Source organism: Mycobacterium sp. E3247, from assembly GCF_001667785.1.
In the GTDB taxonomy this organism is placed as follows: Bacteria; Actinomycetota; Actinomycetes; order Mycobacteriales; family Mycobacteriaceae; genus Mycobacterium.
Window position 1 is genome coordinate 1 of record NZ_LZJG01000461.1, and the last position, 10,530, is coordinate 10,530.

Sequence of the window (10,530 nt, forward strand, 5' to 3'; positions counted from 1 at the left end):
GCAACTACCGCGGCGGTGGCGGCGTCCGCGCCGCGCCCGGCGGTGGCGGCGCTCCGGGAGGTTTTCGGGGCCGTCCCGGTGGCGGTGGTGGCGGCGGCGGTGGCCGGCCCGGTCAGCGCGGCGGCGCCGCCGGCGCGTTCGGCCGTCCCGGCGGTGCGCCCCGGCGTGGTCGCAAGTCGAAGCGGGCGAAACGCGCCGAGTACGAGAACATGCAGGCGCCGGTCGTCGGCGGCGTGCGGTTGCCGCACGGCAACGGCGAGACCATCCGGCTGGCCCGCGGCGCGTCACTTTCCGACTTCGCGGACAAGATCAACGCCAACCCGGCCTCGTTGGTGCAGGCGCTGTTCAACCTCGGGGAGATGGTGACCGCCACCCAGTCCGTCGGTGACGAGACGCTCGAGCTGCTGGGCAGCGAGATGAATTACGTCGTCCAGGTCGTCAGCCCGGAGGACGAGGACCGCGAGCTGCTGGAATCCTTCGACCTGACCTACGGCGAGGACGAGGGCGGCGAGGAGGACCTGCAGACCCGTCCGCCGGTGGTGACCGTGATGGGTCACGTCGACCACGGTAAGACGCGACTGCTGGACACCATCCGGAACGCCAGCGTGCGCGAGGCCGAGGCTGGTGGCATCACCCAGCACATCGGTGCCTACCAGGTGGGCGTCGACTTCGAGGGCAGCGAGCGGCTGATCACGTTCATCGACACCCCGGGTCACGAGGCGTTCACCGCCATGCGTGCCCGCGGCGCGAAGGCCACCGACATCGCGATCCTGGTGGTCGCCGCCGACGACGGCGTGATGCCGCAGACGGTGGAGGCGATCAACCACGCGCAGGCGGCCGACGTGCCGATCGTGGTGGCGGTCAACAAGATCGACAAGGAGGGCGCCGACCCGGCCAAGATCCGGGCCCAGCTCACCGAATACGGTTTGGTCGCGGAGGATTTCGGCGGCGACACGATGTTCGTCGACATCTCGGCGAAGGAAGGCACCAACATCGAGGCGCTCGAGGAGGCGGTGCTGCTGACCGCCGACGCCGCCCTGGACCTGCGGGCCAACCCCGACATGGAGGCCCAGGGTGTGGCGATCGAGGCGCACCTGGACCGCGGTCGCGGCCCGGTCGCCACGGTGCTGGTGCAGCGCGGCACGCTGCGCGTCGGCGACTCCGTGGTGGCCGGCGACGCGTACGGCCGTGTCCGCCGCATGGTCGACGAGCACGGTGACGACGTCGAGGAGGCGCTGCCGTCGCGGCCGGTGCAGGTCATCGGGTTCACGTCCGTGCCGGGCGCCGGCGACAACTTCCTGGTCGTCGACGAGGACCGCATCGCTCGCCAGATCGCCGACCGGCGCAGCGCGCGTAAGCGCAACGCGCTGGCGGCACGGTCGCGCAAGCGGATCAGCCTGGAGGACCTGGACTCGGCGCTGAAGGAAACCAGCCAGCTGAACCTGATCCTCAAGGGCGACAACGCCGGTACCGTCGAGGCGCTCGAGGAGGCCCTGATGGGCATCCAGGTGGACGACGAGGTGATGTTGCGCGTCATCGACCGCGGTGTCGGTGGCATCACCGAAACCAACGTGAACCTGGCGTCGGCCTCCGATGCGATCATCATCGGCTTCAACGTGCGCGCCGAAGGGAAGGCGACGGAGCTGGCCAACCGCGAGGGCGTCGAGATCCGCTACTACTCGGTGATCTACCAGGCGATCGACGACATCGAGAAGGCCCTGCGCGGCATGCTCAAGCCGATCTACGAGGAGAACCAGCTGGGGCGGGCCGAGATCCGCGCCATTTTCCGGTCCTCCAAGGTCGGCATCATCGCCGGCTGCATGATCAGCTCGGGCGTGGTGCGCCGCAACGCCAAGGCCCGGCTGTTGCGGGACAACATCGTGGTCGTCGACAACCTGTCGATCACTTCGCTGCGACGGGAGAAGGACGACGTGACCGAGGTCCGCGAGGGCTTCGAATGCGGTATGACGCTGGGCTACTCCGACATCAAGGAAGGCGACATCATCGAGTCCTACGAGCTCGTCGAGAAGGAGCGCGCCTGATGGCCGATCCGGCTCGGGCGCGCCGACTGGCCAAACGCATCAACACGATCGTCGCCTCGGCGATCGAGTTCGAGATCAAGGATCCGGGGCTGGACGGGGTGACCATCGTCGACACGAAGGTCACCGCCGACCTGCACGATGCGACGGTGTTCTACACCGTGATGGGCCGAACACTGGACGACGAGCCGGACTACGCCGCCGCCGCCTCGGCGCTGGAGCGGGCCAAGGGCGCGCTGCGCACGATGGTCGGGGCGGGCACCGGTGTACGCTTCACGCCCACGTTGACCTTCACCCGCGACACCACGTCGGACACCGTCCAGCGGATGGACGAGTTGCTGGCCCGCGCCCGGGCGGCGGACGCCGACCTGGCGCGGGTTCGCTCGGGGGCCAAGCCGGCCGGCGAGGCCGATCCCTACCGTGCCAGCGGGCCCAGCGACGGGGATGCCGGTGACGACGACCGACGCCAAGACTGAGCTGTCCCGCGGCGCGGGAGCCGGAGCGCGGGTCGACGTCCGCGGGGCGGTCGAATTGCTCTCCGCCGCAGCGACTATCGCGGTGGTCGCCCATGTCCACCCCGACGCCGACACGATCGGCGCGGGCCTGGCGCTGGCGCTGGTGCTGGACAGGTGCGGCAAGACCGTCGAGGTGGGTTTCGCCGAGCCGGCGACGCTGCCGGAGTCGCTGTCGTCGCTGCCCGGTTGCCGGCTGCTGGTCGATGCGAACGCCATGCGGCGCGACGTCGATCTGGTTGTCACCGTTGATGTTCCAAGCCTCAAGCGACTGGGCGCGCTGAGCGACCTGGCCGGTGCGGGGCGGGAGTTGCTGGTGATCGACCACCACGCCTCCAACGAGATGTTCGGGACCGCCAACTTCGTTGACGTGTCGGCGGATTCGACCACCATGATGATCGCCGACATCCTCGACGCGTGGGACAAGCCGATCGACCCCGACGTCGCGCACTGCATCTACGCGGGGCTGACGACGGACACCGGGTCCTTCCGCTGGGCCACGGCCCGCGCCCTGCGGCTGGCGGCCCGGCTGGTCGAGACGGGCGTCGACAACGCCGCGATCAGCCGCACGCTGATGGACACCCACCCCTTCACCTGGCTGCCGCTGCTGTCCCGCGTGCTGGGCTCGGCGCAGTTGCTGCCCGACGCGGTGGGCGGCCGTGGGCTGGTGTATGCCGTTGTCGGGCACCAGGATTGGGTGACATCGCGCCCGGAGGAAGTCGAGAGCATCGTCGACGTCGTACGCACCACGCAGCAGGCCGAGGTGGCCGCGGTGTTCAAGGAAGTCGACCCGCAGCGGTGGTCGGTGTCGATGCGGGCCAAGGCCGCGGTGGATCTGGCGGCCGTCGCGTCCGCATTCGGCGGGGGCGGCCACCGGCTGGCGGCCGGCTATTCGGCGAGCGGCCCGATCGACGACGTCGTGGCGGCGCTGCGCACGGCGCTGGGTTAGAACAGGCTAGAAAGCCCAGCTGCCGGAGCGTTGCAGCACGAACCCGTGGTCCCCGCTGGTGGTGTCCAGGCAGGCGACCAGGTTGTCGGCGCCGACGGCGCACGTGACGTTCAGGTAGGTCAACTTCTGGCCCGCGCTCAACAACTTGCCGGCCGGCGGCAGGGCGGCCGGGCTGCCGTCGCAGCCGCCGTAGGACATGCGGCTCAACTGGTAGCCGGGCCCCTTGAACTCGGCCGAACCCACCAGGCAATCACCCGGGTGCGGGCGTCCGCCCAGTACGGGGACGTCGTCGATGCCGGGCATGTCGCCCTTGCACTTGATGTCCTGTGACGGCTGCGGCGCCGGTGCGGGGCCGCCGTAGAAGTCGCACACCAGGGTGTAGGGGGTGGAGAAACTGATCCGGGGCGCAGTTCCCGGACCGGTGCTGGTCACAAAGCCGTCCGCCGGGACGGGCGCGAAGCCGTCCAGGTTGGGAAATCCCGGCGGCGGCAGGGCGGCCGCACGCGGTGCGAGTGCCGCGATCGCGGCCACCGCGAGCGTCACGGCGCCCGCGAACACCCTCACGATGACATCGACGACAGCACGCATCAGCTGATCGTATTGGTTGCCCGCGACCGGCGGGGCCGGACCGCCGCGCCTACCGGACCTGGGCCCGCCCCCGCTGCAGCACCGCCTCGCGGTTGGCGGCGATGTCGTCGCCGCTGGTGCGGAACTGGCGGGCCGCCGTCGCTTCGAGCCACAGCCCCGCGCTGGTCTGCGCATCGTCGATCCGGTGATAGGACGCCAGCAGCGCGCGCACCGCGTCCTGGTTGTTGCCGACGATCGACGCCGCCACCCCGCGGGCGGTGGCCAACAGCTGGTCGTGCGGCACCACCTCGGTCACCAACCCGGCGCGCAGCGCGTCCGTGGCCGACAGATAGTCCCCGGTCATGCTCATCCGCCGGGCCAGCCCGACGCCCACCTTCTGCGGCAGCCGCACGCTCAGCCCCCAGGTGGGCAGCAGGCCCACCCGGGCGTGGGTGTCGGCGAACCGGGCGTTCTCCGAGGCGATCAGGATGTCGCAGTACAGGGCCAGCTCCAGCCCGCCGGTCACGGCGGCCCCGTTGATCGCGCCGATGACCGGCTTGCTCAGCGCCGGCCAGCGCGGGGAGATGTCCGGAAGCGCCGAGGAACCGCCCAGCTCCTTGAGATCGAGTCCGGCGCAGAACACCGGGTCGGTGCCGGTGACGATGACGACGTCGACGGCATCGTCGGTTTCCGCGTCGGCCAGGGCCCCGAAGAACCGGTCCCGCAGCGCCGAGGACAGCGCGTTGCGGGATTGCGGCCGGTTGAGGATCAGGGTGCGCACCCGCTCGTCGGTGTCGATCAGCAGGATGTCGTCGGTCATGAGATCACCGTAAAGGGTCGGGTGCCCCGCCTATCGTTGAGGCATGTGCAGGAACATCACCGAGCTACGCGGCCTTGAACCGGCGGCCACGCCCGAGGAGATCGCGGCGGCGGCGCGCCAGTACGTGCGCAAGGTCAGTGGGATCACCCGACCCACCGGGGCCAACGCCGAAGCCTTCGAGGCGGCCGTCGCCGAGGTCACCGAGACGACGACGCGGTTGCTCGCGGCGCTGCCCGCGCGGCGACAGCCGCCCAAGACCGTCCCGCCGCTGCGCCGGCCCGTGGGGGTACCACCCGCTCGCGGGGGGCGTGATCGCCCGACTGGCCGGGGCGTGATGACGGCCAGCGCGACATGACCATCACCACGACATGACCAACATCGCGACATGACCATCACCGCGACCATGCCCGCGCTCAAGGAGTGGAGCGCCGCCGTGCACGCCCTGCTCGACGGCCGCCAGCGGGTGCTGCTGCGCAAGGGCGGCATCGGGGAGAAACGGTTCGACCTGGCCGCCCGCGAGTTCCTGCTGTTCCCGACCGTCGCGCACAGCCACCGCGAGCGCGTCCGGCCCGAGCATCGCGATCTGCTCGACGGGGCGGCCGCCGACAGCACCGAGGACCGTCTGGTGATCAGGGCGGTCGCGAAAGTCGTTGCGGCCGTGGAGGTCAACCGGCCGGAGGGCCTGGCGGCGATCGAGGACCTGCACATCTGGACCGCCGAGTCGGTGCGGGCCGACCGGCTCGACTTCCGGCCCAAGCGCAAGCTGGCCGTGCTGGTGGTAGCCGTGCACCCGCTGAGGAAGCCGGTGGAGATCACCCGGACGCCCGAGTACGGCGGCTGCAAGAGCTGGGTGGAGCTGCCGGTGCGCGCGCCGGTGGCGCCGCCGGTGCTGGACGAAGCCGCGCTAGCCGAGGTCGCCGCGCGCGTCCGCGGCGCCGTTGGCTGACAGGTCCGGCGGCCCGACGGGCAGCAGCAACCGGGAGCGTCCGTACCGCACCGTGTGGGTGGCCGGCCTGGACTGCCGTCCCGTCAGGATCGGCTCATCGGTGCCCAGGTTGCGGGCATAGCGCGGAAACCAGCTGCCGGCGATCAGCACGCGGATGCGTGAGCCGGCGCGGAAGCGGTGGGCGATGCCGTCAAGCTCGATGCGGACCGTCTTCTTCGAGTCCTTGGCCGGGTTCTTGGCAGGGGCGTCCAGCCGCCGGTAGCCGTCGCTGACGTTGGTCGACCGGCCCCTGGCGTCGACCTCGCTCACCCGCACGAACAGGTCGACATGCGGGGTGTCCGCGCCGTGCGCCAGCTCGACGACCGGGCTGCCGTAGATGCAGAGGTCCTGCGTGAGGGTCAGGCTGGTGAAGGCCAGCACGTCGTCGCGCGCCGCGAGCCGGCTGTCGTCGCGATAGCCGCCGTTCGGCGACAGCAGGGGGCCGCCGGTGGTGGGCGTCGGGTCGGCCGGGTCGTAGCGGAAGGTCGCCGGCGCCAACCGGGTCAGGTCCGTCGGCGCGGTCTCACCCAGGTGACCACCGGGGCGCAGATACAGCGCGCGCTCGGTGGTGGCCGGCGGCCAGTCGGCCGCGTTGCGCCAGCCCTGCCCGGTGACGTAGGCGCGGACCCGGCTGGGCCGGTGCGGGCCGGGGGCGCCACCGAGGTGGGTGTCCAGCCAATCCAGTGACTCCCGCAGGCAGGCGCTCAGCCCAGTCGTGAGTATCTGGGTGTGCGTCCACGGGCCCATGGTGAGCGCGACGTCGACGCCCCGGGCCCGCAGGTGCGCGTACTGCTGCAACGTCTGCCTGACGAAGATGTCCTGCCAACCGCCGATCAGCAGGACGGGCACGTCGACGCGGTCCAGCGCGTCGCCGCAGCGCAGCGCGTCCCAGAACGGATCGCTCGGGTCGGTGTGCTCGACCCACGACTCGAACCATGGTGCGCCGGCGCCGAGCAGTGCCCGGGCCGTGTCACCCACCGGCAGCCCGAGCGCCGCCCGCGTCACCCGGTTCCGGTTCTGCAGCTGGCGCAGCGCCGACCGGGCGCGCACCGGGTCCTCCTGATGGGCGACCATGTCGCTCCACCCCAGAAAGTCGTTGATGGCGAACGAGCCGGTGCCCCACACGGACGCGTTGAAATCGTGCGGCCCCACCGTGATGACCGCAGCGGCCAGCTCTGGGGGCGGATCCTGCAGCAGCGCCCACTGGGTGAACCCCAGGTACGACATCCCGATGGTGGCGAACCGGCCGGTGAACCAGGGCTGCTCGCGCAGCCAGGCCACCGTGTCGGCGCCGTCTGCGACCTCGTTGGCCATCGGCTCGAAATCCCCGCCCGAGCCGAACGTGCCCCGGACGCTCTGCAGCACGACGTGGTAGCCCCGCGCCGCGTACAGCGCGCCGAACAGCAGGGAGAACGGAAACGCGCGCCCGTACGGCCCGCGGACCAGCAGAGTGCCCGCGGCCGGCGCGGTGTTCGGCGCGTAGTGATCGGCCACCAGGTCGACGCCGTCGCGCATGGGCACCCGGACTCGCCGCACGGTGTACTCGGCGGTCGCCGGCGGCAGGCGCAGCAGCCGCCCGGCCGTCTTGGCGCCGAGGTGTCGCACGGTGTGCAGCGTGGGCTGGGCGGCTCGCGTCGAGGTGATACTCACGGTGCCAGGTTAAGGCCCGGCCCGCCTTCAGAACTTGTAGTACGGCGCGAGGTCGTTGGCGCGCTGCAGGTCGGTGGACATGCAGTCCACCTCGGGATTGGAGTAGACCGTCGAGTAGTAGAGCGCCTGCTGCAGCACCCCGTAGCTGGTCTTGAACACGACCATGCAGGAGTAATACCAGTAGCTGTTGTGATACGTCGGCTTGAGCACCCAGTACTGCGCGGCGCGGTGGCCCGCGATGGTGGTCTCCACGGCGTCGGGCGGCAGCGTCTCCTCGTAGGTGCGCCAGATGATGGGCTCGACGGCCAGCTGGTAGTTACCCGCGTCGAAGTGGCAGCGCAGGCCGTCTTCGTGCTCGGGCGGGGTGAAGGCCAACCCGAGCCGCTGCACCGCGTCGAACGGGATGTCCTCGCACGCGTCGAACGGCCGCGGGTCGGTGGTCGCCACGATGGGGCTCTTCATGGTGGTTTCTATCGGCGCCGCGGTCGAGCGCAGTTCCACGCGCCCGGCCCCCGCCGGCCCCGGCGCGGCGCCCTGCCAGCCCACCGAGCCGGCTACGGCCGCGGCGACGAGGGCACCGACCGCCCCGATCAGACGCACCTTGGCGAACACGACACCCCCTGACGGCCCGGCGGCCCTTGCCCGGGAGTGTACAAGTCGCCCCGCCACGGCCACAGACAAACAAGAACACGTTCTAATGCCACGGGCAAGGGCCGGTTCCGGCCGGCCCGCGGCCGCGGGTCATTAGTCTGGTTAATCGTGGCTGGTCAAAACTCGGACAACCAATCGACGAACAGCGGGCAACCGACGCTGTGGGCCGTCTCCGATCTGCACACCGGCCACCTCGGCAACAAGCCGGTCACCGAGTCGCTGCACCCGTCCTCGCCGGACGACTGGCTGATCGTGGCCGGTGACGTCGCCGAACGCACCGACGAGATCCGTTGGGCACTCGACCTGCTGCGCCGCCGCTTCGCCAAGGTGATCTGGGTCCCGGGCAACCACGAGTTGTGGACCACGACGCGCGATCCGGTGCAGATCTTCGGCAAGTCCCGCTACGACTACCTGGTCAACATGTGCGACGAGATGGGCATCGTCACGCCCGAGCATCCCTTTCCGGTGTGGACCGAGCGGGGGGGACCGGCGACCATCGTGCCGATGTTCCTGCTGTACGACTACAGCTTCTTGCCCGAGGGCGCGGCCAGCAAAGCCGAGGGCCTGACCATCGCGCGGGAGCGCAACGTGGTCGCCACCGACGAATTCCTGCTGTCGCCCGAGCCCTACCCCACCCGGGAGGCCTGGTGCCGGGAGCGCCTGGCCACCACCCGCGCCCGTCTCGAGAAACTCGACTGGATGACACCGACCGTCCTGGTGAACCATTTCCCGCTGGTCCGTGACCCCTGCGACGCGCTGTTCTACCCGGAGTTCGCGCTGTGGTGTGGAACCACCAAGACCGCCGACTGGCATACCCGCTACAACGCGGTCTGCTCGGTCTACGGTCACCTGCACATTCCCCGCACCACCTGGTACGACGACGTGCGCTTCGAGGAGGTGTCGGTGGGCTACCCGCGGGAGTGGCGGCGCCGCAAGCCGCACCACTGGCTGCGCCAGGTGCTGCCGGATCCGGAGTACGCGCCCGGATACCTCAACGACTTCGGCGGTCACTTCGAGATCACACCCGAGATGCGGCAGCAGGCCGCGCAGTTCCGGGAACGGTTGCGGCAGCGGCAATCACGATGACCGAGGACATGCTGGTTTCCTCGGTGCTGCCGGCATCGGACGGCCTGGCCTACGCGGAGGCGTACACCGATCCGCCCGGCCTCGCGCCGCTGCCCGAAGAGGAGCCGCTGATCGCGAGGTCGGTGGCCAAGCGCCGCAACGAGTTCGTCACCGTGCGGCACTGCGCGCGGGTCGCGCTGGGCGAGCTCGGCCTGCCGCCGGTGCCGATCCTCAAGGGCGACAAGGGCGAACCGTGCTGGCCCGACGGCGTGGTGGGCAGTCTCACCCATTGCACGGGCTATCGCGGTGCGGTCGTGGGTCGCGCCGAAGCGGTGCGCTCGGTGGGCATCGACGCCGAACCCCACGACGTGTTGCCCGACGGTGTGCTGAACGCGATCAGCCTGCCGGAGGAGCGGCACGAGATGGCCACGCTGCCCGAGGGCCTGCACTGGGATCGAATCCTGTTCTGCGCCAAGGAAGCAACGTACAAGGCGTGGTTCCCGTTGACCAAGCGCTGGCTGGGTTTCGAGGACGCCCACATCGTGCTCGACCTCGACCCGCCCGACGGGGGCACCTCCGGGGTCTTCGTGTCCAAGATCCTGATCGACGGGCGGGCGCTCGACGGCCCGCCGCTGACCGCGCTGAGGGGCCGGTGGTCGGTGGAGCGGGGGCTGGTGCTGACCGCCATCGTGCTATGACCTCCAGCAGCGGCCCGGGGATCGGTCCGGGACTAGTCCTCGTCGACAAGCCGGCCGGGATGACCAGCCACGACGTGGTCGGGCGCTGCCGGCGCATCTTCTCCACCCGCAGGGTGGGACACGCGGGAACGCTGGACCCGATGGCCACCGGCGTGCTGGTGATCGGCATCGACCGCGCCACCAAGATCCTGGGCCTGTTGACGGCGGCATCCAAGTCTTACGCCGCCACCGTCCGGCTCGGCCAGACGACGTCCACCGAGGACGCCGAAGGCGAAGTGCTGCAAAGTGTTTCGGCCGCGCACCTGACGCGGGACGCGATCGACGCCGCGGTCGCGGGCCTGCGCGGCGACATCGAGCAGGTGCCGTCGGCGGTCAGCGCCATCAAGGTGGACGGCCGCCGCGCCTACCGGCTGGTGCGCGAGGGCCAGACCGTCGAGCTCGCGGCCCGGCCGGTGCGCATCGACCGGTTCGAGGTGCTCGACGTCCGGCCCGCCGGTGAGTTCGTCGACGTGGACGTGGAGGTGGACTGCTCGTCGGGGACCTACGTTCGCGCGCAGGCCCGCGACCGCGGCGTCGATCGCGTCCCGCGTCAGG

The 10,530-nt window shown here is 70.7% G+C and carries 12 protein-coding genes; 8 read left to right on the top strand and 4 right to left on the bottom strand.

All coding sequences use genetic code 11. The annotated features are described in order from the left end of the window. The 3 genes from infB to A9X04_RS22710 all read left to right on the top strand — a co-directional run. Positions 1-2,042, top strand: a 2,042-nt coding sequence (gene infB / locus A9X04_RS22700; RefSeq protein WP_067925332.1) for a translation initiation factor IF-2, incomplete at its 5' end; no start/stop codon positions are given. Next, positions 2,042-2,515 carry a 30S ribosome-binding factor RbfA gene (gene rbfA, locus A9X04_RS22705; RefSeq protein WP_067925335.1) on the top strand — a complete coding sequence of 158 codons (474 nt, stop codon included), beginning with the start codon at positions 2,042-2,044 and terminating at the stop codon, positions 2,513-2,515. The genes infB and rbfA, both read left to right, overlap by 1 nt. Next, positions 2,490-3,500, top strand: a complete 1,011-nt coding sequence (locus tag A9X04_RS22710) for a bifunctional oligoribonuclease/PAP phosphatase NrnA (protein WP_102419882.1) — start codon at positions 2,490-2,492, stop codon at positions 3,498-3,500. The genes rbfA and A9X04_RS22710 overlap by 26 nt, the downstream gene beginning before the upstream one ends. Before the next feature lie 6 nt (positions 3,501-3,506). Here the strand turns inward: A9X04_RS22710 and A9X04_RS22715 are convergent, their stop codons facing one another. Next, on the bottom strand, positions 3,507-4,088 hold the full coding sequence (locus tag A9X04_RS22715) for a hypothetical protein (RefSeq protein WP_067925341.1): 582 nt from the start codon (positions 4,086-4,088) through the stop codon (positions 3,507-3,509). 49 nt (positions 4,089-4,137) lie between these two features. Further along, the gene (locus A9X04_RS22720) at positions 4,138-4,887 is read right to left on the bottom strand and encodes an enoyl-CoA hydratase (protein WP_067925344.1); all 750 of its coding nucleotides are present in this window, start codon (positions 4,885-4,887) and stop codon (positions 4,138-4,140) included. Positions 4,888-4,930: 43 nt separating this feature from the next. On the opposite strand from A9X04_RS22720, the gene A9X04_RS22725 reads away from it, so the two are divergent. Both A9X04_RS22725 and A9X04_RS22730 read left to right on the top strand, forming a co-directional pair. Continuing rightward, positions 4,931-5,242, top strand: coding sequence for a DUF2277 domain-containing protein (locus A9X04_RS22725; protein WP_082975190.1), 312 nt, complete (start codon positions 4,931-4,933; stop codon positions 5,240-5,242). Between the two features lie 30 nt (positions 5,243-5,272). Beyond that, positions 5,273-5,833 carry a DUF1802 family protein gene (locus tag A9X04_RS22730; RefSeq protein WP_067925347.1) on the top strand — a complete coding sequence of 187 codons (561 nt, stop codon included), beginning with the start codon at positions 5,273-5,275 and terminating at the stop codon, positions 5,831-5,833. On the opposite strand, the gene A9X04_RS22735 is transcribed toward A9X04_RS22730, so the two are convergent. Continuing rightward, the gene (locus tag A9X04_RS22735; protein ID WP_067925350.1) at positions 5,792-7,522 is read right to left on the bottom strand and encodes a CocE/NonD family hydrolase; all 1,731 of its coding nucleotides are present in this window, start codon (positions 7,520-7,522) and stop codon (positions 5,792-5,794) included. The two genes, A9X04_RS22730 and A9X04_RS22735, sit on opposite strands and share 42 nt — an antisense overlap. A 27-nt stretch (positions 7,523-7,549) precedes the next feature. Further along, a complete protein-coding gene (locus tag A9X04_RS22740; protein WP_067925353.1) occupies positions 7,550-8,134 on the bottom strand; it encodes a DUF3558 domain-containing protein in 585 nt (194 codons plus the stop codon). A gap of 147 nt (positions 8,135-8,281) precedes the next feature. Between A9X04_RS22740 and A9X04_RS22745 the strand changes: the two genes are divergently transcribed. The 3 genes from A9X04_RS22745 to truB all read left to right on the top strand — a co-directional run. Beyond that, the gene (locus tag A9X04_RS22745; protein WP_067925356.1) at positions 8,282-9,259 is read left to right on the top strand and encodes a metallophosphoesterase; all 978 of its coding nucleotides are present in this window, start codon (positions 8,282-8,284) and stop codon (positions 9,257-9,259) included. Continuing rightward, on the top strand, positions 9,256-9,936 hold the full coding sequence (locus tag A9X04_RS22750) for a 4'-phosphopantetheinyl transferase (protein ID WP_067925359.1): 681 nt from the start codon (positions 9,256-9,258) through the stop codon (positions 9,934-9,936). Before A9X04_RS22745 ends, A9X04_RS22750 begins: the two co-directional genes overlap by 4 nt. Then, on the top strand, positions 9,933-10,530 hold a 598-nt coding region (gene truB / locus A9X04_RS22755), incomplete at its 3' end, for a tRNA pseudouridine(55) synthase TruB (protein ID WP_067925362.1). The genes A9X04_RS22750 and truB, both read left to right, overlap by 4 nt.

Bases quoted from the DNA above. Each gene is read 5' to 3' on its own strand.
- rbfA (WP_067925335.1), top strand. From the start codon at position 2,042: ATGGCCGATCCGGCTCGGGCGCGCCGACTGGCCAAACGCATCAACACG.
- A9X04_RS22715 (WP_067925341.1), bottom strand. From the start codon at position 4,088: ATGCGTGCTGTCGTCGATGTCATCGTGAGGGTGTTCGCGGGCGCCGTG.
- A9X04_RS22720 (WP_067925344.1), bottom strand. From the start codon at position 4,887: ATGACCGACGACATCCTGCTGATCGACACCGACGAGCGGGTGCGCACC.
- A9X04_RS22725 (WP_082975190.1), top strand. From the start codon at position 4,931: ATGTGCAGGAACATCACCGAGCTACGCGGCCTTGAACCGGCGGCCACG.
- A9X04_RS22730 (WP_067925347.1), top strand. From the start codon at position 5,273: ATGACCATCACCGCGACCATGCCCGCGCTCAAGGAGTGGAGCGCCGCC.
- A9X04_RS22750 (WP_067925359.1), top strand. From the start codon at position 9,256: ATGACCGAGGACATGCTGGTTTCCTCGGTGCTGCCGGCATCGGACGGC.